The 26,556-nt window shown below is 58.0% G+C and carries 21 protein-coding genes; 5 read left to right on the top strand and 16 right to left on the bottom strand.

What is annotated here, in order from left to right; translation table 11 throughout:
- Nucleotides 1-174: 174 nt before the first annotated feature.
- The 5 genes from ACWKV9_RS22050 to ACWKV9_RS22030 all read right to left on the bottom strand — a co-directional run bounded on the left by ACWKV9_RS22050 (nt 175) and on the right by ACWKV9_RS22030 (nt 4,142).
- Complete coding sequence (locus ACWKV9_RS22050) at nt 175-855, bottom strand: GntR family transcriptional regulator (protein WP_483838220.1); 681 nt, start codon at nt 853-855, stop codon at nt 175-177.
- A gap of 212 nt (nt 856-1,067) precedes the next feature.
- The gene (locus ACWKV9_RS22045; RefSeq protein ID WP_483838219.1) at nt 1,068-1,589 is read right to left on the bottom strand and encodes a hypothetical protein; all 522 of its coding nucleotides are present in this window, start codon (nt 1,587-1,589) and stop codon (nt 1,068-1,070) included.
- Nucleotides 1,590-1,829: 240 nt separating this feature from the next.
- Entirely contained in the window at nt 1,830-2,237 is a 408-nt protein-coding gene (locus ACWKV9_RS22040; RefSeq protein ID WP_483838218.1) for an SRPBCC family protein, read from the bottom strand.
- A 32-nt stretch (nt 2,238-2,269) separates the two neighbouring features.
- Entirely contained in the window at nt 2,270-3,067 is a 798-nt protein-coding gene (locus ACWKV9_RS22035) for an SDR family NAD(P)-dependent oxidoreductase (protein WP_483838217.1), read from the bottom strand.
- Nucleotides 3,068-3,131: 64 nt separating this feature from the next.
- Nucleotides 3,132-4,142: an aldo/keto reductase gene (locus ACWKV9_RS22030; RefSeq protein WP_483838216.1), complete on the bottom strand. Its 1,011-nt coding sequence runs from the start codon at nt 4,140-4,142 to the stop codon at nt 3,132-3,134.
- 128 nt (nt 4,143-4,270) lie between these two features.
- Between ACWKV9_RS22030 and ACWKV9_RS22025 the strand changes: the two genes are divergently transcribed.
- On the top strand, nt 4,271-5,209 hold the full coding sequence (locus ACWKV9_RS22025) for a LysR substrate-binding domain-containing protein (protein ID WP_483838215.1): 939 nt from the start codon (nt 4,271-4,273) through the stop codon (nt 5,207-5,209).
- 141 nt (nt 5,210-5,350) lie between these two features.
- Here ACWKV9_RS22025 and ycaC read toward each other — a convergent pair whose 3' ends face one another.
- The 6 genes from ycaC to ACWKV9_RS21995 all read right to left on the bottom strand — a co-directional run bounded on the left by ycaC (nt 5,351) and on the right by ACWKV9_RS21995 (nt 10,846).
- A complete protein-coding gene (ycaC, locus tag ACWKV9_RS22020) occupies nt 5,351-5,974 on the bottom strand; it encodes an isochorismate family cysteine hydrolase YcaC (RefSeq protein WP_483838214.1) in 624 nt (207 codons plus the stop codon).
- Nucleotides 5,975-6,075: 101 nt separating this feature from the next.
- Nucleotides 6,076-7,914: an amidohydrolase gene (locus tag ACWKV9_RS22015; protein ID WP_483838345.1), complete on the bottom strand. Its 1,839-nt coding sequence runs from the start codon at nt 7,912-7,914 to the stop codon at nt 6,076-6,078.
- 139 nt (nt 7,915-8,053) lie between these two features.
- A complete protein-coding gene (locus ACWKV9_RS22010) occupies nt 8,054-8,692 on the bottom strand; it encodes an antibiotic biosynthesis monooxygenase (protein ID WP_483838213.1) in 639 nt (212 codons plus the stop codon).
- Nucleotides 8,685-9,095 (bottom strand): DoxX family protein, encoded by a 411-nt coding sequence (locus tag ACWKV9_RS22005; RefSeq protein ID WP_483838212.1) that lies wholly within the window; start codon nt 9,093-9,095, stop codon nt 8,685-8,687. The genes ACWKV9_RS22010 and ACWKV9_RS22005 overlap by 8 nt, the downstream gene beginning before the upstream one ends.
- A 157-nt stretch (nt 9,096-9,252) precedes the next feature.
- Nucleotides 9,253-10,173, bottom strand: a complete 921-nt coding sequence (locus tag ACWKV9_RS22000; protein WP_483838211.1) for a LysR family transcriptional regulator — start codon at nt 10,171-10,173, stop codon at nt 9,253-9,255.
- Nucleotides 10,174-10,360: 187 nt separating this feature from the next.
- Nucleotides 10,361-10,846, bottom strand: coding sequence for a helix-turn-helix domain-containing protein (locus ACWKV9_RS21995; RefSeq protein WP_483838210.1), 486 nt, complete (start codon nt 10,844-10,846; stop codon nt 10,361-10,363).
- A 242-nt stretch (nt 10,847-11,088) separates the two neighbouring features.
- Here ACWKV9_RS21995 and ACWKV9_RS21990 point away from each other — a divergent pair, with 242 nt between their 5' ends.
- Nucleotides 11,089-11,739 carry a phosphohydrolase gene (locus tag ACWKV9_RS21990; RefSeq protein ID WP_483838209.1) on the top strand — a complete coding sequence of 217 codons (651 nt, stop codon included), beginning with the start codon at nt 11,089-11,091 and terminating at the stop codon, nt 11,737-11,739.
- A gap of 574 nt (nt 11,740-12,313) precedes the next feature.
- Here ACWKV9_RS21990 and ACWKV9_RS21985 read toward each other — a convergent pair.
- The 3 genes from ACWKV9_RS21985 to ACWKV9_RS21975 form a co-directional block, all read right to left on the bottom strand.
- Nucleotides 12,314-14,620 (bottom strand): ATP-binding protein, encoded by a 2,307-nt coding sequence (locus tag ACWKV9_RS21985; protein ID WP_483838208.1) that lies wholly within the window; start codon nt 14,618-14,620, stop codon nt 12,314-12,316.
- 228 nt (nt 14,621-14,848) lie between these two features.
- Nucleotides 14,849-15,466 (bottom strand): response regulator transcription factor, encoded by a 618-nt coding sequence (locus tag ACWKV9_RS21980; RefSeq protein WP_483838207.1) that lies wholly within the window; start codon nt 15,464-15,466, stop codon nt 14,849-14,851.
- 20 nt (nt 15,467-15,486) lie between these two features.
- A complete protein-coding gene (locus ACWKV9_RS21975) occupies nt 15,487-17,037 on the bottom strand; it encodes an ATP-binding protein (protein ID WP_483838344.1) in 1,551 nt (516 codons plus the stop codon).
- A 637-nt stretch (nt 17,038-17,674) separates the two neighbouring features.
- Between ACWKV9_RS21975 and ACWKV9_RS21970 the strand changes: the two genes are divergently transcribed.
- The 3 genes from ACWKV9_RS21970 (at nt 17,675) to ACWKV9_RS21960 (ending at nt 25,055) form a co-directional block, all read left to right on the top strand.
- On the top strand, nt 17,675-18,685 hold the full coding sequence (locus tag ACWKV9_RS21970) for a hypothetical protein (protein ID WP_483838206.1): 1,011 nt from the start codon (nt 17,675-17,677) through the stop codon (nt 18,683-18,685).
- 176 nt (nt 18,686-18,861) lie between these two features.
- A complete protein-coding gene (locus tag ACWKV9_RS21965) occupies nt 18,862-19,950 on the top strand; it encodes a hypothetical protein (protein WP_483838205.1) in 1,089 nt (362 codons plus the stop codon).
- Nucleotides 19,951-19,991: 41 nt separating this feature from the next.
- The gene (locus tag ACWKV9_RS21960; protein ID WP_483838204.1) at nt 19,992-25,055 is read left to right on the top strand and encodes an RHS repeat domain-containing protein; all 5,064 of its coding nucleotides are present in this window, start codon (nt 19,992-19,994) and stop codon (nt 25,053-25,055) included.
- A gap of 58 nt (nt 25,056-25,113) precedes the next feature.
- Here ACWKV9_RS21960 and ACWKV9_RS21955 read toward each other — a convergent pair whose 3' ends face one another.
- Complete coding sequence (locus ACWKV9_RS21955) at nt 25,114-25,311, bottom strand: YbdD/YjiX family protein (RefSeq protein ID WP_483838203.1); 198 nt, start codon at nt 25,309-25,311, stop codon at nt 25,114-25,116.
- Between the two features lie 18 nt (nt 25,312-25,329).
- A partial coding sequence (locus ACWKV9_RS21950; RefSeq protein WP_483838202.1) for a carbon starvation CstA family protein occupies nt 25,330-26,556 on the bottom strand: 1,227 nt, incomplete at its 5' end.

Raw genomic sequence — 26,556 nt, 5'->3', positions numbered from 1 at the left:
GCCTCGCGAACAAGTTCGCTCCTACAGATGGCCGCAGGATGACTGGCAATCGCAGAACCCGTAGGAGCCAACTTGTTGGCGAGGGGGTTTAAGCGGTGTGCCAAGCCAGACGCCTCGCGAACAAGTTCGCTCCTACAGATGGTCGAAGCGCGCCTACAGTGATCGGAAATGGCGCTACTGCGTGGCGTGTACATCGTTCAACGCCAACAACTCCAACACATTTTTCGACGCATTTTCGACGTGGAGCAGCGCAGCGGCACAGGCGCCGGCTTCATCGCGCAGCTTGATCATGCGCACGATTTCTTTCAATTCGGCCAGGGTGTGAACCATCCGCCCCTCGCGCCCCAACGACAGCGCGCGCAGCAGGCTCACGCGATTGTTCAGTTGCTCCAGCATGCCGCCGACTACGCGGCTTTGGTCGATGTCCAGCAGCACGTTATAAAAGCGCCGTTTGATGTCCAGCAACGTCGTGCCATCGGCTTTCGAGGTGCGCGATTGCTGTTCGAATTCGTCGAAAACTTCCGCCAGTTCGGCCACGTCTTCGTCGCTGGCATAGCGCACAAAATTGCGCACGGCGAGCACCTCCAGGGCACCTCGCACGTCGTAAATCTGAACCGCATCATCGGCATCCACCGAGGCCACGTAAGCCCCACGATGGGGAACCTGTTCCACCAGGCCTTCGGCTTCCAGCTGGCGCAGCGCCTCACGTAATGAAGTGCGGCTGACGTCCAGGGCGGTATAGAGCTGCTGCTCCACCAGTCGATCGCCAGGTTTGAAACGACCGGAGATGATTTCATTGCGCAGTGCATCCTGCACCTGATGCCGCAAGGAAGACGCCTGGCGTAGTACTTTCATGTTGTATTCCCTAAGACCTGTACATTTCATTGCGGCGAAGCATCAAGATCGGCAACGCGCTCAGCAATCGTATTGTATTACAGGCCGTTTCGGAAATATAAAAGGCAACCCCCCCTCTGTAGGAGCCAACTTGTTGGCGAAGCGGCCGGCTGGGTGTGTCAGTCAGGACGCCTCGCGAACAAGTTCGCTCCTACAGAGCGTCGACCAAAGCGTTACAGAGATTTCGACACTTCGGTCTTCGGCACGAAAAACACCAGCAAGATTGCCACCGGGCTCAACAACGCCAACGCCACGCAGTAGCCGCCCTCCCCAGCAACATCGCGACCTCGCCCTGCAGCAAAGCCTGCGCCGAGAATGATCGACAAGTCAGGCGTAAAACGGCGGCCAATGATCCCGGTCACACCGACCGCAACCGCGAACAGCGAAATCGCACTGCCGTTGACCAGTGCGTTGCTGGAGCCGATCAGATCATGGGCAATCTGCGAGCCCAGCGACAGCATCGTCGCCCCCACCGAATAGGCGCTGAGCACCGCCGTCACCGACACCAGAAACATCCGGCGCAACGGCTTGTGCACATTGGGCAATCGTAGCTGCCAGCGTTTACTGCTTTCAGCCTTGGTGTGACGCGGCAAGTGCCAGACCCCGACCAGTATTGCCACCAGCACCACGGCCAACAGCCAGAAGCCGCTTTGTCGGCTCAGGGTGCGGGCGGGCCCGGGTGTGTTCAGGTGCATGGCGGACACTCGCGCGAAAGATCTTTCTACGTTAGTCGCAAATGCCATGCCATGGGTTGTAAGGGTGTACGGTTATTTTTTTGGAAGACAAACGCTCAAATCATTGCCTTGACGGGGGAACGTGGGAGCGGACCTGTCCGCGAAGACTGCTGACCAGGCGACCGATTCTATTGATCATACCGGTCTCTTCGCGGACAGGTCCCCTCCCACAGGACCCGTGTTTCTTTCACGGAAAAGGTTTCAGAAATTCGCTTTCAGCGCTTCCAGCCCGCCTTCGTAGATGCCTTGAAACAAGGCAGACGCCTCGGCATCGGTGGTGCCGTTAGGAGTGAAACGGCCGGACCAGACAACTTGCGTCTGGTTGTCGCCAACATCGGTCACCTGCAACGTCGCCAGGTAATCGGTGACCGGGAACGGCCCTTCAGTGATCGAGTAGCTGTAGGTGCGCGCCTGATCGTCGAAGGTTTGCAGGCGTTCGGTGATCGACGCGCCATCCTCGGTAGTCAGTTTGCGAATGCGCCCGCCTTCGGCAGGCTCGCTGCTGGCAATGAAGGGCAGCCAGTCCGGGAGCGAAAGAAAGCCGCCAACCAGTTGCCAGACTTTGTCGGCGGACACCGGCAGGTTCAAAGATGCAGAAGCAGTTGCCATGGAAATTCTCCAGAAATTTTCGGTGGGGCTGATCAGATAGCCATGCTGTCAACGACCCCGCCATCGACACGCAAGGCTGCGCCCGTGGTTGCCGATGACAACGCAGAAGCAAGATACGCCACCAGGTTGGCGACTTCATCTACTTGCGCGGCCCGCTGAATGATCGATGACGGACGCGCCCTACGCACGAAATGATCAGCTTCATCGCGGGCGCTGCGGCCGGAAGCCGCCATCGCGTCCTTGAGCATTTCCTCAACGCCATCGGTGAAGGTAGGTCCCGGCAGAATCGCATTGACGGTCACGCCAGTGCCCGCCAGTCGTTTAGCCAGACCATGGGAAACCGCCAGGTTCGCTGCCTTGGTGGTGCCGTAGTTGATCATGTTCGCCGGAATCGCAATACCCGATTCGGACGAGACAAAGATCACCCTGCCCCATTGGCGCGCCACCATTGCGTTGACATAGTGCCGCGCAAGGCGCACGCCCGAGATGACATTGACCTGATAGAACCGCTCCCATTCATCGTCCGGGGTTTCAAAAAAATCGACTTCGTTGAAGACACCCAGATTGTTCACCAGAATGTCGGCGACCGGCTCGGCGTCAAACAAAATGCGCGCGCCTTGCGCCGTGCCGAGGTCAGCCACGCAACCGCGTAATAGCGCGTCTGGCACCTCGCGCTTTATCGCCGCAATTGCCTCCTCGACTTTGGCCTCGACGCGACCGACTACAACCACCGTTGCGCCACACAGCGCCAGTGCTTTGCTGATACCCAAGCCGATGCCCGCCGTCGAACCGCTCACAACGGCAAGCTTTCCACTCAAATCGATTTTCATGTGCTCTCTCGCTCTAAGGTGTACGAGCCCCGCCCCAGGTTAAGCCAGACGACGGGGCACACAGTCAGGCCCGAGGCAATGGTGCCAAAGGCGAAATCAGCTCGGCGGCGACCAGCGCCTGCCAGAACTCAACGGGGATGCGCTGGGTCAACGCAGCGACGTCCTGCTCGATGCGACCCGGACGACTGGAACCGGGAATGACCGCAGCCACTGCAGGATTGGCCAGTGAGAACTGTAGCGCAGCGGCTTTGAGGTCGACGTCGAATCGCTGGGCGATCTGGCGCATGGCTTCAACTTTGGCGACGATCTGCGGTTTGGCTTTCTGGTATTCGAAATGTTCGCCACCGGCCAGAATGCCTGAACTGTAAGGGCCGCCCACGACGATATCGACGTTCTGCTCATGGGCCGATGTCATCAGCCTTTGCAACGCACGGTCGTGGTCAAGCAGCGTGTATCGCCCCGCCAGCAGAAAACCGTCCGGCTTGGCTTCTTCCAGATCGAGGGTCAGTTCGCAAGGTTCGACGCGGTTGACACCCAGGCCCCAGGCGCGGATCACACCTTCTTCGCGCAAGCGGGTCAGTACCTTGAAGGCGCCTTTGCGAGCGATGTTGAAATACTCCAGCCACTCATCGCCGTAAAAATCCTGAGCGATATCGTGAACCCAGACAATATCCAGTCGATCGGTCTGAAGCCGCTTGAGGCTGTCCTCAATCGAACGCAGCGTGGCGTCGGCGCTGTAATCGTTCACCAGTTTGTTGGGACGACCGTGATCGAACACACCGGCCTTTTCACCCAGATCCCGGGCGGATACGTCTTCCACTTCGTCCAGCACCAGACGCCCGACCTTGGAGCTCAGCACGTATTGATCGCGGTCGTATTGCTTGAGCGCCTCGCCCAGACGGATCTCCGACAGCCCGGAGCCATAGAACGGCGCCGTGTCGAAATAGCGCACGCCCGCCTCCCAAGCGCCATGCACAGTGGCCAGCGCTTCTTCTTCAGGGATGGCGCGGAACATGTTGCCCAACGGCGCAGTACCGAAGCCCAGTACGCCTGGCAATTTGTCTTTCAAGCTCATAACGAGTCCTCTTTGATTCATTCAAGATGGCTGTTGATGCCAACGACATGAGCCAAAGGTTAAGTTGACCGCAAAAGACCGTCCAAGACATAATTTACCTAACTTGAGTCCTGACAGGTCTGAACTCCATGATCGATCTACGCCAGCTTCGTTACTTCGTGGCAGTAGCCGAAGAGGAGCACGTTGGACGCGCTGCTGAACGGCTGCACATTTCGCAATCCCCCTTGAGCCGACAGATCGCTCAGCTGGAAGAATTTCTCGGGCTAAACCTGTTCGAGCGGACTCAACAGCGCATTCGTCTGACGGTGGACGGGCGCACGTTTCTGGCCGAAACCAAGGCGTTGCTGACCCACGCCAAACGCCTGGAATCCCTCGGCAAACGCTTGGGCCGTGGCGAAGAAGGCGGTTTGTGTATCGGCTATATCGAGAACGCCATGCACACATCAGTGTTGCCCGATGCGTTGAAAATCCTGCGCACGGCCCGGCACGATCTGCATATCGCGCTATACAGCCAGACCTCTGCCGAGCAGCTGGAAGGATTGCGCCAGCGCAGTCTGGACATCGCTCTGGTCAGCGAACCGCCGGCCGATGATGATGCTGATCTGGACAGTGCTCTGGTGCTGGATGACGTGATGCTGCTGGCGATGCCCGAGCATCACCCGCTGGCGCAAAAAGATGTGCTGCGCCCCGAGGATTTGCAGGCCGCACAGTGGATTTCAGTGGCCAGCGGCCTGGTTACTCAGCGCGTTGCGGTCCATGAAGAAGGGTTTGTGGCGGCGTGCATGAAGGCCGGGTTTTCGCCGGATATTCATCTGGAAGTCACCGAACCGATGACGGCATTGCGTCTGGTGAGTGCTGGCCTGGGCATCGCCATGCTGCAGAAAAATCTGCGTGCCAGCGCCCCGGCCAATGTGGTTTTGCGCGAAGTGCCGTGGATGCAATACACCACACCTGTGTGGGCCGCATGGCATCGCATCAATCTGCGGCCGCTGGTAGCGATGGCCAAGGAAGTGCTGCTGAATGGCGAAAGCCCTGCCCTCGCCCAAACAAACCCCGAGACCATGTAGGAGCGCGCTTGCCCGCGATTGCGATGCGTCAGTGCATGCATTGGCGACAGGACAAACGCAATCGCGGGCAAGCGCGCTCCTACAAGGATTGGAACCCACCACAGGATTTGAGGCGCTCCTACAGAATCCGCGCGTCGGCGCTTACTTGGCGGTCAACGCCGAGTAGCTGTTCATCAGGTTGCGGTAGTTGGGGATGCGTGGCGACAGCAGGTTGGCGAGGCCTTCCATGTCGTTGCGCCAGTCCACTTGCAGCTCGCACGCCACCGAGAACCAGTTGGTCAACTGCGCGCCGGCAGCGGTCATGCGTGCCCAGGCCGCTTGCTGCACGGTTTCGTTGAACGTGCCGGACGCATCGGTGACCACGAACACTTCATAACCTTCTTCCAGCGCGCACAGAGTCGGGAACGCCACGCAGACGTCTGTCACCACACCGGCGATGATGATTTGCTTTCGGCCGGTGTCCTTGATCGCTTTGACGAAATCAGCGTTGTCCCAGGCATTGATCTGACCAGGGCGCTGAATGAACGGCGCGTCGGGGAACAGCTCTTTGAGTTCCGGCACCAGCGGGCCATTGGGGCCTTTGTCGAAGCTGGTGGTGAGGATGGTCGGCAGCTTGAAAAACTTCGCCACGTCCGCCAGTGCCAGCACGTTGTTCTTGAATTCGTTGGGCGAGAAATCCTGCACCAGCGAGATCAGGCCGGTCTGGTGATCGACCAGCAAAACAACGGCGTCATCTTTGTTCAAACGCTTGTAGGGGGTGCTCATGGTTGACTCCTTCGAGGGTAAGAATGATGTCGTGTGAAAGCCGGTGGTCTGCACCGGCCAATCGCCCCGCCGCTAATGCTGGCGAGGCAAGGTTGCTCGATTCAGAACGCGAAACACGAACAGCCAAACGCGCCCCAGAAACCCTGGAAATCGCTGACTGGCACACTGGAAAAACGCGCCTTTTCATGGCTGTGGGAATGCACGGTGCAAGCCCCGGCGCACTGGTGAACACTCGCTGCCATCGGCGCGTTCGGCCGCCAGTGCCCAGGGACCATCGCCACAGGCGACCAGTCCGGCAGCACCGGCAAGGTCGGTGGCGAAAGGTCGTCGAACTCGGCGGTGCCGTACACCACTTTGCCGTCAACCACGGTCAGCACCGACTCGATCCATTTGATGGCTTCTTCTTCAACGCTGAAGAAATCCGCCGACAGCGCGACCACGTCCGCCAGTTGTCCGACCTTGATCTGGCCTTTCTTGCCCTGCTCGGACGAGAACCAGGCGCTGCCACGGGTGTAAAGCTCAAGGGCCGTGGCGCGGGACAAACCTTCCGGATACAGCTCCAGACCGCCAACGGTACGACCGCTGACCATCCAGTACAGTGAGGTCCAAGGGTTGTAGCTCGACACGCGGGTGGCATCGGTGCCAGCGCCCACCGGCACGCCTTCGGCCAGCATGCGTTTGATCGGCGGCGTGTGCTCACCGGCCTTGGCGCCGTAACGCTCGACGAAGTACTCACCCTGAAACGCCATGCGATCCTGAATCGCGATGCCGCCGCCGAGCGCTTTCACGCGCTCGATGTTTTTCGGGGTGATGGTTTCGCAGTGATCGAAAAACCATGGAATTCCGTTGAACGGGATTTCGCGGTTGACCTTCTCGAACACGTCCAGCATGCGCGAGATCGACTCGTCGTAAGTCGCGTGCAGACGGAACGGCCAGCGGTGTTCGACCAGGTGACGCACAACCGGCTCAAGGTCCTGTTCCATGCCCGGTGGCAGGTCGGGACGCGGTTCGAGGAAGTCCTCGAAGTCAGCTGCCGAGAAGGTCAGCATCTCGCCCGCGCCGTTGTGGCGCAGGAAGTCGTCGCCCTGGTGCAGGGTCACGCTGCTGGTCCAGTTCTTGAAATCGGCCAGTTCTTCTTTGGGCTTCTGGGTAAACAGGTTGTAGGCGATGCGCACGCTCAACTGTTTGGCTTTTGCCAGCTCTTCGATCACTGCGTAATCGTCGGGGTAGTTCTGGAAACCGCCACCGGCGTCGATGGCGCTGGTCACGCCCAGACGGTTCAGCTCACGCATGAACTGCCGTGTGGAGTTGACTTGATACTCCAGCGGCAGCTTCGGCCCTTTGGCCAACGTGGAGTACAGAATCATTGCGTTGGGCTTGGCCACCAGCATGCCGGTGGGGTCGCCATTGCTGTCGCGCACGATCTCGCCGCCTGGCGGGTTCGGCGTGTCACGGGTGTAGCCGGCCACTCGTAGCGCAGCGCGGTTCAGCAGCGCACGGTCGTACAAGTGCAGCACGAACACCGGGGTGTCGGGCGCAGCCTGATTGAGTTCTTCCAGAGTCGGCATGCGTTTTTCGGCGAACTGGAATTCGTTCCAGCCACCTACTACGCGCACCCATTGCGGGGTCGGCGTGCGATCAGCCTGGGCCTTGAGCATACGCAATGCATCGGCCAGCGACGGCACGCCTTCCCAGCGCAGCTCGAGGTTGTAATTGAGACCGCCACGGATCAGGTGCAAGTGCGAGTCGTTGAGACCCGGAATCACTGTGCGCTTGTGCATGTCGATGATTTGCGTGGCACTGCCGCGCATGCCCATGACCTCGGCATCGCTGCCGACGGCCACGAATTTGCCGGCGCTGATAGCGACGGCGCTGGCGGTGGGTTTTTCTTGATCAACGGTATGGAAGTTTCCGTTGAAGAGGATCAGATCAACGTTCATCGCAGTTCCTTGGGCAGAGGATTGAGAAGTTTGAGAGGCGCTGGCGTAACCGGAGAATGGCAAGGACGAAAAGACCGCAGCCGCTGCGCTGAGCAAAGAACCTTTGGCCACGAACTGGCGGCGGGCAAGATCGGCGTCGTCATCCTTCATGGTCCACACCGGGCGCCGCGCTGGCGTTTCTGCCGTTGAGCCATGGCGCAGCCAGTCGAGTGGCGAACGGCATCAGCAGGTAAACCACCAGCAACACGATGGTCACGGTGACCAGCGCAGTGCTGAGGATGTAATTGGTGAACACCGCGTGCAGCGCAAAGATCGGCTGCCAGAGCAGCGGGATCATTAGCGTCAGCGGGCAGATAACAAAGAAGGTCACCACGGCCTGCTTCCAGCGCGGCGGGGGCGGCGTATCGGTGGCGGGGACGAACCAGAATTCGTTGTGGCGTTCGATTTCGGTCACATCGCCATCGGCCAGCATCGGCGCGGCCTCACTCACCAACTGGCGACGCTGATCGGAATCAAGCCAGGTCTGCATGACCTCGGTGGAGCTGTAACGCAGGACACAGGTGAACATGTGCAGGCCGCCGGATTTTCCGCGAATGACATCCACGCCCAGATGCCCTGGATAGGCTGCGGCAATCGCGACGGTGCGCCGCAACCAGGCTTCGTACTGCGCCTCCAGACCTTGCTTGACCCGATGCTTGACCACCAGGGTAACGATCTCGTCGGCAGACAGGCGCGAGGTGGGCGTGGCGTCCACTTCTCGGGTGAGGGAATCAGGCATAACGAAGTGCTCCTGCAAAACGGGCATTGAGTGCCAACCGGCCAGGCCCGGCGATCAGCACGCTGGTAAAGATGATCAGCAGCAACCAACCGAATTGCCCCTCTTGCACCGTCCATTCGGGATGAACCGCCAACAGCGCCACCAGCAACAGAAAGAGGATAGGCAGAGACGCCAAACGCGCCAGTACGCCGATCAGAATCAACAGCGGGCACGCTACTTCGGCAAAGATCGACAGGCATAACGTGAGTTGGGCACCGAGATGAAACGGGTCTTCGATGCTCGCTAACTGCGCGTTGAAATCCAGCAGCTTGGGCAGGCCGTGAACACCCAGCAGAAATAACGCGCCGCTGCTCCTGAGAAACAGCAGACCGATGTCCTGGGCGTTGTGGATCGAGTCAGTCATCGCACACCAACACATTCAATAATCGCTTGCCGCGGTTGCATCTCGGCAAGCAGTGGTCTCGATAATGACGTGGCGGGTGGGCGAGTTATTGAACGGGTGTGCTCTGACGTGAATGATTTTTTATGGCGGCTCGATACCTGTTGGAGCGATCACATCCTCACGGCATGGGCCGGGTTTCCTGGGACATGAATTCGGTAATGCGCGAACGCAACCAGCGCTCGGCGGGGTCATTGTCGTGGACGCCGCTCCAGACCATCGACAACTCGGCAGGCTCGATGGGAAATGGCGGATCTTCAGCTCGCAAAGCGCAACCTTCTACCAGCGCGCACGCGGCATAATCAGGCACAGTGGCGATCAGTTCAGTCCCGGCCAGCAACTGGCGCAGTCCACTGAACTGCGGCACCGCGACGACCACCCTTCTCGCTCGCCCAACTTTTGCCAGATCGATGTCGATATTGCCGCTCAAGTCACCGGAAAACGAAACCATCGTATGGGGCCGCGCGCAGTAATCATCCAGCTTCAGTTCGCCGGGACGCTTGTCGCCACGCAGCACTTTGACGCCGATATCGCGCAACTTCTTGCGCTTGGAGTTGGCTGGCAGATCGGTGGTGTAGCTGATGCCAACGGAGATTTCCCCAGACGCCAGCAGTGCAGGCATCAGCAGAAAATTTGCCCGGCGCACCACCACGATGATCCCCGGCGCTTCCTCTCGCAGTTGGGTCAACAGCGGAGGGAACAGACCAAATTCCGCATCGTCCGACAGCCCGATGCGGAACACATCACAGCTGGTGGAAGGATCGAATTCCTTGGCCCGACTGACCGCACCGGAAATGGTATCCAGCGCCGGCTGCAGTTCTTTGAGAATCGCCAGCGCCCGGGCCGTCGGCTCCATCGCCCGACCGTTGCGCAGCAGCAACGGGTCGTCGAACAGATCGCGCAACCGCCCCAGCGCCGCGCTGATGGCGGGCTGGCCCATGAACAACTTCTCTGCGACGCGGGTCAGGTTTCGTTCGAACATCAGGGCTTCGAAGATCACCAGCAGGTTCATGTCGACGCGGCGCAGGTCATTTCGGTTCATGGATCGTTTCCGTGATCAGCGATGGGGAAAGCCTGAAAGGCCGTTTGCCGTGCCAGTTAAACACAACGAGTCAAGCTGCGGCTTGAACGGATGTGCTGTCTACTGCGCATTGAGGCCTGACCCCTGTTCACCTCACCGATCAGCGTAATCTTGACGGCACCGATCGCTGATTGGGCGCCTCAGACCATCAACCCGCTCGAAGCATCGGCTTCACGGGTTCTGATCTTCGCCAGGTAAACGGGGTAACCCCCAACATGCGGGTGAACACCCGGGTGAAATGCGATTGATCGGCAAAGCCGCAATCCAGGCTGATCTGCGAGATTGTCAGATCAGAACCGGTGAGCAGGTTCTTGGCCTTGTCCAGTCGCACCTGGAGAAACCAGTCGCGGGGCGAGACGCCGGTGTTTTTCTTGAACGCGCGAGAAAAATGGCTGCGCGATAACGAACATTCGCTGGCGATTTGGGCAATCGACAGCCCCTGATCCATATGGCTGTGCATCAGCTCCTTGGCCCGGCGCTCCTGCCACGGCGAAAGCGCCACCCGATCAGCAGGAAGCTCAGGCGGGTGCAGCGCGAGGCGGTGCGAATACGACGGGGCGTGCGCAAGGCGGACGGCACAGGCGGTGATCAGCGAGCCAGCCTCGCGCGTCAGTGATGAGTTGATTGCGTTCATTCAAGACTCTCCTGCATGCCGTTAGTGGTCGCAGAGCAATTCTGGAATGAGGGGGCCTGAAAGTCCTTTTTGCCGCATTAAACGTTCTGAATGCGGGTGATCCTTCGTAAAACCGGGGGAGATACGACGTCTGAAGAGCGAACCATAGCGTGCGCTTCAGAACATTTCAGGCCCTGGCCAAGGACGAGGCGTCGGCGCAGGACTATGTTGCAATCAGATGATGTGCTCGTTCGCAGCGAGGGATGCATGTGAACACCCGATACGTTGCAGGCGTCCGGCTACCCGACAGCGCGATGGCACGCGCGGCGGCCGCGCTGATGCGTGACAGTCAATCACGACTGCTGTTCGACTCGGCATCGCGAGCGTTTTTATTTGCATCGCTTATCGGTCAGAGCCGCGAGGTACGCTTCGACCCGGATTTGCTGTACGTCAGCGCGCTGTTTTTGCGTGTGGGCGTGACCGCGCTGTATCGTCGCTCGCAACAGCGCTTTGAAGTCGACAGTGCCGACGCTGCGGTGCAGTTTCTGCGGGGGTATGGTCGGTCCAGTGACGACATCGCCCAGGTCTGGGATGCGGTTGCGCTGCACTCCACCCCAGGTATCCCTGAACACAAACCGGGCATCACCGCGCTATTGGCGGCGGGCGTCGAAACCGACCTGTTGGGCACCCATTGCCAGGCACTGGGGCCCCAGGCGTTGGCGCTGATTCTTGGTGCCTTTCCTAGAGAACCGGGATTCAAAAGCAAATTGCTCGACACCCTCGCCCGAGGCCAGACCCACCGCCCGCAAAGTACCTCCGGCACGATCAACGCTGATGTGCTGCGGTTTTGTAACCCCCGGTTCAAAAGCGCGGACTATTGCGAACGGCTGATGGCGTCTAAATGGCCGTATTAACCAGCATTTGAATTTGACAAGCCCTCCGTAAACCCCGTGGGAGCGGACCTGTCCGCGAAGAGGCCCGTACCTACGCCACATCTTTTGCGTCTGGAAACCAGCCTTCGCGAACAGGTTCGCTCCCACAATGAATCTGAGGCGCTGCCGATGTTTCGGCCTGGCACAAATCCTGTAGGAGCGCGCTTGCCCGCGAAAGCGGTGTGTCAGGCCATGAAGATGCTGGATGCAAGATTGAATTCGCGGGCAAGCGCGCTCCTACAGTGATTCTCACGCGATGCGCCATTGCGACTGCACGCAAACCCCGCGGGAGCGGACCTGTCCGCGAAGAGGCCCGTACCTACGCCACATCTTTTGCGTCTGGAAACCAGCCTTCGCGAACAGGTTCGCTCCCACAATGAATCTGAGGCGCTGCCGATGTTTCGGCCTGGCACAAATCCTGTAGGAGCGCGCTTGCCCGCGAAAGCGGTGTGTCAGGCCATGAAGATGCTGGATGCAAGATTGAATTCGCGGGCAAGCGCGCTCCTACTGTGGACTTGGGCGCTGCTGAAATCTGAATTCGACTCCAACAGGGATCTCAACCACCGCCCGCGCCAACGGGCAGCACAAACACAAATGTCGTGCCGCCGTACCGTGCGGGCATGGCGTACAGGCGACCGAGGTGGGCTTCGATGATTGAGCGGCAGATTGCCAAGCCCATGCCCATGCCTTTGTCTTTGGTGCTGAAGAAGGCGTTGAACAGCTTGTCCATGTTCTCGGGCGCAACGCCTGCGCCGCTGTCTTCGACACTGACCACGATGCACTCATCGGCCACCACTTCACTGGTGATCGACAACCTGCGCAGCACGTGGTCGCCGCCGCTCATGGCGTCCAATGCGTTGAGGATCAGATTCAGCACCACCTGCTGCAACTGCACGCTGGAGGCATACACCCGAAGCGGCGACCGGGTCAGGTGGGTGGTCAGCAATACCCGCTGTTGCTCGACCTCGTTAGTGGTCAACGCCACGACGTGACGGATGACATCGTTGATCTGCAACCGCTGACGATTTTGCGGAGCCTGCCGGGCCAGCGACTGCAGCGCGCTGACGATTTCCCCGGCGCGCCTGCCGCTATCGAGGATGTCCCGCAACCCGGACATCGCCTCCTCCACCGCAGGTGTTTCGCGGTTGAGCCAACGAAGGCTGGCCGCGGCATTGGATACGATGGACGCCAGCGGCTGGTTGATCTCATGGGCAATCGAGGCGGCCAGTTCGCCCATGACCGTAGCCTTGGATACCCGCTCAAGTTCGGCGCGGGCATTGCGCAGCGCAGTTTCCGTGTCCTTGCGGCGGGCGTTTTCTTCTACCAGTTCGGCGTACAGCCGCGCCGTTTCCAGGGAAATCGCCGCCTGCCCGGCCAGCAACTCAAGCACCGTGGTGCGACTGGAGGTGAACACACCGCTCGCCAGATTGTTTTCCAGGTACAGCACGCCGATCACCTGTCCCTGCTTGATCAGTGGCAGGCACAACACCGAACGCACGTCGTGGCGCAGCAGATACTGGTCGGCGGAAAAGTACGGATCGTTGCCCACATCATCGAACACCAGCCGCTGACGGGTGCGCATCACGCGATAAAGAATCGACAGCGGCAGGTCATTTTTATCCGGCACAGCGCTGGACAACGTAATCACGATCCCCCCTTCCTGACTCTGTCCGGTTGCGCTGATGACCGGTGCGCCGTCCTTGACCAGCAACAACAACGCCCGTTGCGCACCGGCGTGCAGGATGGTGTTGGTCAGCAGAATTTCGATCAGGCGGTCCAGCAGCATTTCTTCGCACAACGCCTGATTGGCTTTCATCACCGACACCAGGTCGAGCGTGTCCTGGCCGCCCGCAATACTGATCGACGCCCGGGAGGCAGAAATCAATTGTCCGCCCGGTAGCGGCAGCCGGCCCCGTGGCGTGGCATCGGCCAGCGACAGCGGCGCGGCACTGGGAGCAAGAGCCCCTTGATCGGGGGTGAAATCGGGAATGTCCTGAAGCCGCCGCCACTGCGCCCGACATCGGCGCAGATCGGCTTCAAGGCCGTGGGCGGTTTGATAACGGTCGGCGGGATTCTTGGCGATGAGCTTGAGCACCAAACGGGCTAAAGGCGCCGGGATATCGCCACGAAATTGACTGAGCAGTGGCGGCTGGCGTGCGACGTGGCAGTACACCCATTCCACTGCATCGGCAGCGTCAAAGGGTAGTTGGCCGGTCAACCACTCGTAGAAGGTCATGCCCAAGGCATAAAGATCACTGCGCTCATCGGCCTGGCGCTCGACACGACGAGCCTGCTCGGGGGACATGTACGCCAGCGTCCCGCATATCGAGTCGCTATCGCTGGCCCCATAGCCCTGACCCAGCCCGATGCTCAAGCTGAAACCGGTCAGGCGCACTACCCCGTCCGCCCCCTGAACCAGGTTGCACGGCTTTATATCTCGGTGCAGCAGATGTGCATCATGGGCCTGAGCGAGCGCGGCAGCAGCGCCCTCAGCCAGTGTGAGAAAGTCCTCAAGCGTGTGGCCGCCATCGGGTTGCTGATGCAACGAAGTGCCTGCCGGGTCGTTCAAGACAAGCAGCAAACCGTCGCGCGATTGCAGCAACGCCAGTGGCTGCAATGACCAACCAGGGAAAAGCAGTTCCCTCAGCGAATACTCGTGTTCCAGCCGATGCAACGCACTGGCGCTGGCCAATGGCGCCGGCCGCACGATGCGCCAGGCTTCACCGGTGCCGGGGTTTTTGACCCGGTAGTGGGCCAGCTCCGCATCCAGGTACAAAAACTCCCAGACAAGGCTTTCCAGCCACTGGCCATCGAGATCTGCAGCGGCGCGTCCTGAAACAGGAGGTACGTTGACGATGCTCATGAGAGCCCTTGAGTTGCATTCCACGAAGCCGATTCCAAGGCAATGCCGACGACACACCAGCGCAAAAACGTGTGGCAAACGCTGGATTGAACGAGCGGTGAGTACTGTCACAGACAGAAACGAGGACGATCATAAGCCCTGCTTTGCGGCAGTGATAGTTAGCGAAAAGAGGATGTCGGGCGACATTTCAATGACCACTGAAATGACACGTGTGCATGGAGCTGCCGATTAATCGGTCAGCACGCCTAAACGCTCGCGCATCTTCAGCAGTTCGATAACCGTGCGTGCGTTCATCTTCGTCATAACGTGGCGTTTATGCACTTTGGCCGTCACTTCGCTGGTGCCAAGTTCAAGTGCTATTTGTTTATTCATCTTGCCGGTGATCAATAGTCCCAGCACTTCGCGCTCACGTGGCGTCAGACTATTGAAGCGCTGACGAACGCTGAGAGTGATTGCTCGTTCCGCCCAATGGCTTTGATCCTGTTGCAAGGCCTGGCGCACCAGATCAATCAGCGTATCGGGCTCGAAGGGTTTGGTGAGAAATTCATGGGCACCCGCTTTGATGGCGCGAACCGACATCGGAATGGTGCCAAAACCGGTCATGAATATGACCGGAAAACTATGCCCGCGACGCAGCAGTTCGCTTTGCAGATCAAAACCATTGCCTGCGCACAGATTGACGTCCAGCAGCAGGCACATCGGGCGTTCGGCAAAATTGCTCTGCAAAAACTCGTCCGCAGTGGCAAACGCCTGGGAGTCGATGTCGGCCGAACTCAGCAATCGGCCCAGCGCCACCCGTATGGCTGCATCATCATCCACCACATAAACAATCGGTGTCGCACTCATAGAAACTTCCGTTGGGCGTGCTACCGGCTGGCCGCCAGCATCCTTTGATGCCGCGCATGATAACCGTTAGGTTCGGTCGGTCCAGAGGTGCTGTTGCGAAGGTTCCCCATCGATAGCGCAGGTGCATGCTTTTGCGCAAACGGCGAGTCACCAGCCCGGGGAGGGATTTGCGCTCTGCTTTGAAGGGTGCATTTGATGAAAGCGCGCGTTGATTCAGGTACAGCGTAGAAACGGAAAGGCCCTTGGGCGGTGACGTTGAGCAGCGATTTAAGCGCCAGCCCGATGATGCAATCAAGCACACGGGAGCGCGGAATATCCCGGTCCTGAACAGCGTCACAGGCAAGGTCCAGGGTGAAACGTCCCTGCACCTGGCTAAGGCGTTCAAGCACCGCCAGCTCATCGTCGTCCAGCAGACGCAGGCTCCAGATCAACGATGCCTGCAGCGTCTGATGACGCGCAGGCGCGGTACGCAAACCGGAGCTGAGCCGATGCAGGTTGTCATTCAGGCTTGCGATCAGTTCAAACAGGCCCAGCCCGCAAGCGCGAGATGCCGCCATCTGCAGCGCCAGCGGCACACCCTCCAGTCGCCGACAGACCTCGCCCATCAGCTCGACGCTTTGGGTGTCCAGTGATGAATCAGCGTCATGGCAGAGGCGCCTATGAGCAAATGTGCCGTCCAGCTCTCGCATCTGCATCGACAACAACTGCACCGACGCCGACGTCAAGATTGACTGACGATCAGCGTCAACGTCAGGCACATCCAGAGGTGCAACACGCACGCTGCGCTCATGGGCGATGCGCAGCGGCTCGCGGCTGGTGGCCAGCACCGTCAGGCTCGGGCACTGATGCATCAATGCTTCAACAAGGTTGGCCACCGCTTCAATCATGTGCTCGCAGTTGTCCAGGATGATCAGGCACGTTTGGCCAGCCAGCTGGTGAATAAGGGCTTGCGGCGTCGGTTCGGCCTCGGCGCCGTCGAGGCCCAAGGCACTGGCCATGGCCTCCATTAACAGGACGGGGCCGTTCAACTCCGCCAGGGACACGAAATACACCGACGCCGATCCGGTGTTCGCAAAAGACTGGGCGACCTCAATGGCTAACGCGGATTTGCCTATCCCACCCGGGCCGGTCAACGTGACCAGCGGGCAGACGCTGAGGGCCTGACAGACTTCATTGAACAAGACCTCTCGTCCTATCAACGGCACGCTGACGGGCAGCATCGGCTCGGCCTTTGGTAATTTTCGGACCACGTGGGGCTCAGACCTGACTTCAGGTTCCGGACCGCCAGCACCCAGCAGGACGTATCCCCGCCCGGCGATGGTGCGAATCAGGTCACGATCGTCACCAAGCGCTTTGCGTAGCGCTGAAATATGCACCTGCAGGTTGTTTTCCTCGACCACTGTCTGTGGCCAGACGCAATGCAGTATTTCGTCCTTGGTGACCAGTTGTCCCTGAAAGCGGATCAGTAACTCAAGAATGTCGAACGCACGAGCGCCCACCCGCAGCGCCGCGCCGTCCTTGAATAACTCCCTTTGTTCGAGGGAAACACAGGTCTGACCCAGATTTATCATTTTATTCACGCTGTCCTTTGGGGGGTCTGTATCGCCTGCCGTCACCAGCAGCGCCCACGGATCGTTCGCTCACAAATGGCATTCGTCATTGGGAGAGTCGGCTATTTCGAGCGGGTATCTAACCAGCTAAATACGCGGCTCGATATTATCTGTTGGGGTAGTTTTCGATGACTTTGTGCCTTTGAAGCAAATTAGGGGTCGGCGGCCGATCGACTTGAGGCAAGACAATCTGCACACGGTGCGAGACCCCTCGCTTGGCACCGGCGAACTTTTTCCACGTAAAGCCCCAGCCCGCAAATGATGTGACTCACCGCTAGCAAGCACAGGTTCGCAGGGATTAGCCCGGCGAACCATCAACACCAACCCCTATACAGGCTTCGGCGTAGATACGTTGAAGCAGGCTGTCCTTAAGAGCCGCAACGAACTCGCGGAAATATCAGCGCGTGTGGTTACAGCTAAACCTGCTTAAACCTGAGAATCGCGCTAAATATAGAAGTGTTTATTTCGAATAAAACTAACAGTCACGTTGCTATTAACAGCCCCGTCGCTAATCTAAAATTAACCAATGCCGAAGAAGATATGCACTCCGGCGACTTTTCTTCCCACAATACCGAGACGAATCAAGGAAGGCCTAATTATGACAAGCAAAGCGGCGGACCCCTACCCAACTAATTGGCTGACGACTTTCGAAATCAATGTCACTTCGGCTAGCCCTCAGCACTACGCCAATGGCAAGCAACAGGTGGAGATTATACTCAGCGTAAAAGCCAGGGAATCGTTGCTAGTGACGGAGGCTCAGTTAGCGAGCCTGTGCATCGTTGAAAGAACTGACGCTGGCAAATTCGTACCTCTGCCCACAGAGCCAACCTCAGGCAATTGGTGGGTGACCGATCAAAGAAATATTTACGATTATTTTCAGCCCGCAGGCTTAAACCAGAATGATTTGTCCACTGACGTACAGCTCACAACTCATACACATACTGACAACACTCACTTCCACGAGAGCGACTTGCTCAATAAACGTTTCTACGCCATGACCTCTGCATCCGGAGGTACAACGAAAAAGCTCTGGGCACAAATAACCAAAACCCCTGAGGAAATATACGTAACAAATTTTGAATTTGTAACAGATGTAACTTTGATTGCAGTGGCCCCTCCTCAACATTCGGCGGCTACGGATTACTCATTGAACCGGACGTTAATATCTGGCAGCGAGTCTTCTGGCATGTTCATTTACGAATGGGTTATCTTCCCCTTCGGGTTGAAATTACTAACAGCCATAATGTTTCCGACTGGAATGATTCAATGGCAAGATAAAACATCTGAGGAAACGAAGGCATCGTACGTGGCATTTGCGGGACCTAAAGAATCCAACTTTGAGCACAACGATGCCATCGTTACCGGAGATTACTTCGTCACAAACGAGCGAGTCGACACCGTTAGTTCGCCGAACACCGACAAGATTATCGTACTTCTGCAAGGGTCTTTGCACATCCCCTATCACAGCACCAGCGCTAATACACAAAACGGCCCGTGCACGATTACCGCGACGGACTCGCAGGGTAATGAGCATTTGTTAAAAATAAAGTTTACAGCCCCTTCAGGCTTCGAGGGTCGTACACACCTGGAACTTGAGGACGCACAGTAGACAGAACATCTCACCCTGGATGAAGGCTTAGGAACTCAGGCGATATGTGCAGCCACCACTTGATCGCACTAGGTTGTGTCGCAGCTCGCAAGCCAATCAGCGCCAAGTCAATATTCCTCCCGAGCCAGGGACAACACGACTGTTCACGATTCAATCATTCTGCTGGAGACAACATCATGAAAAAACAAATTGAGTCGCCGTCTGCTACCCACCCCCAACAAGATCTGCCGAACTGGACTCACCTCAGCAGATTTCAAGTGCAATATCTGGAGCGCGTCTCAGACAATACGACGGCTAATGTATTTATCAACGGCAGACAGCAAGTACCTGTCGTCATAGTTATTGAAGGCAGAAATGACAATAATGAAGTCGTTTTGATTCCCGATACAGACCTGGCTAAAATTGAACTTATCCTGTACCACAATCAACAGGCTTTACCTGCGACGATTGGGATCAGAAGATCGAGAGACAATAGATTCGTATACTATCCTGAGGGCACTGTTTTTTCTGAGTCGCATGTTGCCACTCCTTCTGATACAGATGGCGCAGAATCCGACCCCGTGCAAACTGAAGGAGTTCCTGAAGGATGGCAGCTCTCACCCGCTACGTTACAAGATACAATATTCGCGGCACAAACATATTCACTCTGGCTGACGACTACTCATAACGAAACCTTACGAATAGGCGCCCGATTAACTTACCCCGCCGGTGACCGAGTTCATACATGTAGCCCTGACGTCGAAGCGGGGGGTTGGTCACAAGGAGGTGCTTTCAACAGTTCACTGACGATTCATCCGCAACCCCCTAGACCCCACCAGCTTTCTGAATTTTCGATCTTCCGCGAGGACATCTCGTCGCCCGATCAAAACTTCGATATTGATATCTACACCGTGGGTTTCGCGGACAGAAACTACTTAATAAGATATGTAATCCCCCGCGGAGGCTCTAGCGAGGGCGGGTGGTTTTACGCCAACTATGTCGGGAACCACAAAAACTATTATCACTATATTTTTCTCGTAGATACTACGATCGCGAGACATTACAAACACGGAGACTCAACCCAGTTACTGGAGTTCCCAGCCAATACCCGAGCTGCAACAGAGGGACGAGTTTCATTAGCTCGCGTAACCGAGTCAAATACAAGCAGAGTTATGGACGCTGACCGCAATGGCGTAGTGGCTTATGTTGATCAGTATGGCAACGAATCAGTCGTTTACGTGAGACCGCTAGACGACGGAAATGAACTCTACCTCGCCGACCATTAACATTCGCTCCAACCTTGCAAGTCCGTAGAGGAGGCATCCGAATGTCTGACTTTCGCCCGGACCTAAGTCGATTACAAAACGGCAACGGCCTTTACTCGCAAGCCAGCAATTTTTTCAGCCATGTCACCACTGGGGTAGATGTCCGTACCGGCCAGTTCACCCTTGCAGTGGAGCTGCCTATGACCGCTGGAAACCATCTTGCGGGCCCCTTGATATCGGCCGGCCTAGTGTTCAGCCCGCTTGCTTCTTCGACCAACCAGGGGTTTGGCCGCGGCTGGAGCCTGACCCTGGCGGAACTTGACCGCGGCAGGAAGTCCCTACGCCTGTCGGACGGTTCGCAATATGCAATAGACATGGACAGATCTGACTTCAGCGACGGCGGGGAGTTGGTGTTTTTCGATCAAAAGTTGCTCAGTTTCAGGGTCATCTGTCGAGGGAATGACTTCCACATCGAGTACAAGTCGGGCGTTATCGAGATTCTGCGGATGCAGGAACAAACCGGCATCGCCAAGCCTGAGCAGATCTGCTCACCAGAAGGCCGATGTGTGTTCCTTGAGTGGCGTCCGTCAGGCATCCCCAACGTTTCTAGACTTTCTGAAATAAAAGACGAAAGCAGAACCCTGTTGATGATCCGCCCGGTATCCGCGACCGAAATACTGCTTGAGTCCAATCCGGATTCCAGCGAAGCCTCAACGATCAGACTCGTCATTACCGACGGTCGATTGGGGCGATTGGTCCTGCCCGACGAGGCGCAAAGTGATTGGGTTTTCGGCTACAAAGAGGTGGAGGGCCTGCTGTTCCCTGAAGAGGTCCAGCACCCACTCGGTAGCGTCGACAGCATTTTTTATGCAGCCGGTGCCGAGGGCCATCGACTGCCGCCAGGTGCGCCGCTGCAGTATTTGCCTCGAGTGACCGCGTGGCGGCACATCATCAATGACGAGCTGCCCTTTCTGACCCGACGGTACGAGTGGTCAGGTGATCACAATTTTCTGGGAAGAGGTGCAGAACTTCCAGCCGGATGGGAGGACGGTAAAGACAACCTGTATCAAGCCGCGAACAGTTACTCCTATGGTGTAAAGGAAATGATGTTCGATCAGAGCGGCACGGACCTCGGCACTGTCGTGCGCACCTGGAACCGCTTTCACCTGCAGACGGCAGAGATCACGTCATATCAAGGCAAAGTTCTCAGCGTTTTCACGGTATACGATGAAGACCCGGACCTGCCCTGGCGAGCACAGCCGCCGTGGTGCCAGCTCCCCTGGAAAGTCACAACCGAGTACGAAGACCTATCGCAACCTTCGGTCCCGCCGAGGCGGGAACAGACCGAAACCCGATACGACGAGGCTGGCAATATTGTGTATTTCCGGGATGCCAGCGGCATCGTCGAGAAACGTGAGTATTACCCTGCTGACTACGCAGGCGCCGAATGCCCCGCCGACCCGTTGAAGTTCACTCGCTGGACCCGTGAATACAGGGTTGAACCTGCCTTGTTGCAAGACAACTCCACGGGAGGGGCTGCTACCCTGGTTACGACTTATCGTTATGCATTATTGCCCTCACGTATTCCTGACTTTCCTGCACACGTGGTAGTCGCCGAAGAACTCATGAGCGAAGCCACGCCGACAGGGCTGGCGACGATCGGCTCCACGACTCAGACCTTCATTCAGGATGGCGGCGAGCATCACGGGCGCCCCCTGACCTCGGTGACGACCCTCAACAACATCAGCACCACCACGCGTTATCGCTATGAGCTGGTCAACAACCAACTGGTCATGCATACGACGGTTGCCGGCTTCGAGAACAACGCAGAAAACACCGCCACTGAAATCGCCGCTCGCTCTGTGCTCACCGGCCTGACGGTGATGGAGCAGGACCATGATGGCGTCGTCGAGCAGTACACACACGATGTGCTTGGCCGTATTGTCAGCAAAACGGTGGCACCCGATACCGATTATGAAGTGACGATGACTTGCCGTTATCAATTAGCAGGCAGCACACGGGCGCTCGATGTTCAGGTCGAAGAAACCGATGCCCATGGCGTACGCAAGCGCCTGCACCTGGATGGCGACGGGCGCACATTGCGCACCGAGGTAGAAGACCGGGATAACGCTCCCGGCATCTTCCGGGAAATTCTCAGCACGCGTTACAACGCCTTGGGACAAGTCGAACAGGAAACCTCGCAAGACTGGCTGCCGAGTCAAGCCGAGCCGATAAGCCTGACAACCCGCTACGAGTACGACGGCTGGGGCAATCGCGCCATCACTCATCGCCCCGATGGCACCCGGCAATACAGTGTTTACGATCCAGTCACGCTCAAAGGCCGGCAATGGACCCAGAGCGCGGATAACATCAAGAGCGTGGAAGTCGTTACCTTTCTGAACGGATTGGGCAGTGTCGTAAGATCCGAGCAACACCACCCCAACGGCGGCGTTGTATTCGCGCAGGATATTTCCCGAGACGGACTGGATCGCGTGATCACTCAATCCGACAACGTGCCGCTGGCCGACCCTGTCATCACCCGCACCCGTTACGACTTGCAGGGGCGGATCAGCAGTAAAACCCTGCCTGACAACACGGTCGTGAACTGGTCGTATGCCGCTCACAGTGATGACGATCATCTTGAGTCCGTTGACGTGGTGACGCCGCAGGGCATCAAATTTCTGCTTGGCACAAAGACCTATGACGGGCTGGGACGCGATCGCAGCGTTGAGGTTGGCGGCAGGCAGCAGCTTCAGCAGTACACGGCAGGCCAAATGCCCCCCGTTTCGAGTACCACGGCACGGGGAGACTCAATCGCGTACCAGTACCAGAAACACCTGAACAATCAGCTGACCCGGATCAACGACAGAACCGGTCAGTCTGACTTCACCTACACCCCGCATGATGCCCAGTTGCTGACGGCGAGCGGAGGATTAGGTGAGATGGCCTGGACCTACACCCCGGCCGGAAAGCCCGAGTCACAGACGTGGACCGTTGACCAGGAAACCCATACCACATACTGGCAACACTCGCTGTCGGGTTTGCCAGTCTCGTTTACCGACGTCTCGGGGGTCGTTTACGCGCTGGAATATGACGCCATTGGCCGCTTGGCCGGGCAATCGTCTGAGTCGCTAACCGTTACGTTTGCCTATGACGGCTTTTCTCGGCTGCAGAGCATAGTCACGCGTGATCTCACGCAAAACCGCAGCCTGACCCAGACGCTGGATTACGACGCGTTGGGCCGGGAAATGACTCGCACGATAAGCTCCTCCGAGGCAGCCCAAGCCTGGACGCAGGAACTCACCTACACGGCGCGCAATCAGGTGCAATCTCGGAGATGGCGAGTGGGGGCGCTGCTGCTCAGCCATGAAACCTACGCCTACGACACCCGACGCCGGCTGCTGGAATACACCACTGAAGGACCCAATTCGAGTGCCGACCCTTTCGGCAATGTGCTGCGCAGTCAGGCGTTTACGCTGAATGCCCTGGACGGCTACCAGAAGGTCGTCAGCGTTTATACCGACGGGACGCAAGACGACGCCGTATTCACCTACAGCGATGCCGATCCCACTCAGATAAAACAAGTCACCCATACCCATACCAGTTGGCCAAAACTGATCGAGCCCTCCTACGACGCCCATGGGAATGTGACCCGCGACGGCCTTGGTCGGGAGCTGACATGGGATGCACAAGATCGTCTGGTGAGTGTGACTGAAGGTGTTCGTACCGCTGAATATCGGTACGACCCGCTCGGCCAACTGGGTGAAGTCGTTCTAGATAGTAAAAAGCGGCGGCTTTTTTATCAGGCCGATACGGTTGCCAATGAGCGAGACGCCGAGGGATGGCGCAGTTACCTGAGCGCGGGGCGTACGGTGTTGGCCATCAGTAAGCTTTCCGAGGCGGTACATCAGGGCGTTGTCAACCGCGCAGAAACGGTAAAGGCCACCACCAGCGTCATGCTCCTGGGTGCGGACGCGCAAGGGTCGGTGCGCCTTGAGGTCGACGATTCTGCGCGCATGGCTACTTACTCGCCCCATGGCTTCAGAAGCGGCGATGCGATGCAGGGCCAGCCCGGTTTTGCGGGAGAACGGCAAGACGAATTGACCGGCTGGTACATGCCGGGCAGTTACCGTCCCTATGACCCGGTGCTAATGAGTTTCTTGAGCCCCGACAGTGAAAGCCCTTTTGGCGCGGGTGGTTTGAACGCTTATGCCTATTGCGCGGGCGACCCGATCAACAATATCGACCCGGATGGTCACGCGTGGTGGAAATGGCTGGTGGCGGGTGTCGGTACCGCGTTGGCGATCGCCGGTACGATCGCCTCTTTCGGCACTGCTGCACCTGCCCTCGCTGCGTTATGGGCCGGGGGCATGGGCGCCTTGACGCTTGGCGGTGCAATGGCAATTACCTCAGCAGGGTTTGCGGCGGTGTCATTGGCTACCGGCGTGGCGGCGATGACCCTGGAAGCAACGGGAGGAGATGAAAAAGCGGCCGGTATTCTGGGGTGGGTTTCGTTGGGGACGGGGGTAGCGTCGGCGGTGACGGGGTTGGCCTCCGGGATCGCTACCAAGGCAGGGGCACGAGCTTCCAGGTCCGGGGGGCGATGGTCGAAAAAAATTCAGCAGCCTGGCAAACAAAGGAAAGGCCAAACACTATTCGAGAAAAGCGCCGGTGATCATGACGTTGTATTTCATGAGAACCTACTAGGTGAGGGTCGGGTGGCTTACGAAACGCATGGCGACCTTTTTGGGCGCTTGATGAACCTTGAAGGAAAAATGGAGGATGCAACTACAGTTGCGCTTCGAGAAATAGGACCGAGGATCGAAGCTATGCAGATCCCACCATCACCTAATCAGCCGATCATTCTTGCAGCCTGCTGGGGTGGTAGATCAGGTGCCGCACAAAAGGTCGCCAATGCGATACGGCGACCCGTTGCAGGGTTCGACCATGTGGTTGAAACTGCCCATCCCCAAGCAATGAAGACATTGCAAATATCGACCAAAGTGGATCGTTTCGGCAACAGACTCACTACAGCTAGAACCAACCCATTTGTTCGCGCGTTTAACCGTGCAGTCGGTAATCGAAACAGGCAACTGGCAAGACCGACGTATTACTATCCTAAATAAAGCTGAAACAAAAACGCCACGACTCAGCGTGGCGTTTTCGTTCAGACCGATCTATCGGTCAACAGCATTTAGGCCCAGCCTTCCCGCCATAACGCGCGTCCTGACGCTCCCGAAAGAACATCTCGTAGCTCATTACCGGCTTGTCCGGATGGGTTTTCTGCATGTGCTCAACGTAGTTGTCATAGTCGGGCATCCCCACCATCAGGCGCGCGGCCTGACCGAGGTATTTGCCCAGCTTGCTCAGGTCATTGAACATATGCAGCGCTCCGGTCGATCAATGGGTTTCGGGGAATGGCTGGAACGGCGATTCCTTGTCCGAGCGTTCTTTCTTGACCCACGCGGCGCGACCGACTTTGACCGCGTAGAACAGAATGCTCAGCACCACGAACAGGAACAGGATGGTCAACGTGGCGTTGGTGTACGCGTTGAAGATCACGTGCTGCATCTGCTCCACCGTCTTGGCCGGGGCGATGATCTGGCCGGCGTCGGCGGCAGTGCTGTATTTTTTCGCCAGCGCCAGGAAGCCAACGGCCGGGCTTGGGTCGAACAGCTTGATGAAGCCTGCGGTCACGGTGCAGATCAGCAGCCACGAAGCGGGCAGGATGGTGACCCACACGTATTGTTGGCGCTTCATTTTGATCAACACGACGGTTGCCAGCATCAGCGCAATACCTGCCAACATCTGGTTGGAGATACCGAACAACGGCCACAGCGTGTTGATGCCGCCGAGTGGATCGATCACGCCCTGATACAGCAAGTAACCCCACAGCGCGACGCAGCCGCCGGTGCCGATGATGTTGGCGGTCCAGGATTCGGTGCGCTTGAGGGCTGGTACGAAGCTGCCGAGCAAGTCCTGCAGCATGAAACGCCCGGCACGGGTGCCCGCATCGACGGCTGTCAGGATGAACAGCGCTTCGAACAGGATTGCGAAGTGGTACCAGAACGCCATGGTGTTCTGGCCCGGCAGCACCTGATGCAGGATCTGCGCGATACCGACGGCCAGGGTCGGCGCACCGCCGGCGCGAGCCAGTACGGTGTTCTCGCCGATGTCTTTGGCCACAGCGGTCAGGGTTTCCGGCGTGATGGCGAAACCCCAACTGCTAATGGTTTGCGCCACTGTCACCACGTCACCGCCAACCACGGCGGCCGGGCTGTTCATGGCGAAGTACACGCCCGGATCGATCACCGAAGCCGCGACCATGGCCATGATGGCAACGAACGACTCCATCAACATGCCGCCGTAACCGATGTAACGGGCGTTCTTTTCGTTGTCCAGCAACTTGGGCGTGGTACCCGAAGAAATCAGCGCGTGGAAACCGGAGACTGCGCCGCAAGCGATGGTGATGAACAGGAACGGGAACAGCGCGCCCTTCCACACCGGGCCAGTGCCGTCGGTGAATTGGGTCAGTGCAGGCATTCTCAGCTCAGGCGCGAGGATCAGGATGCCGATCGCCAGGGCCACAATGGTGCCGATTTTCAAAAACGTAGAGAGGTAGTCACG

It is taken from the genome of Pseudomonas corni (assembly GCF_057128765.1).
The sequence above is the reverse complement of the archived record's forward strand: the minus strand, read 5'-3'. Positions and strand labels throughout refer to the sequence as shown.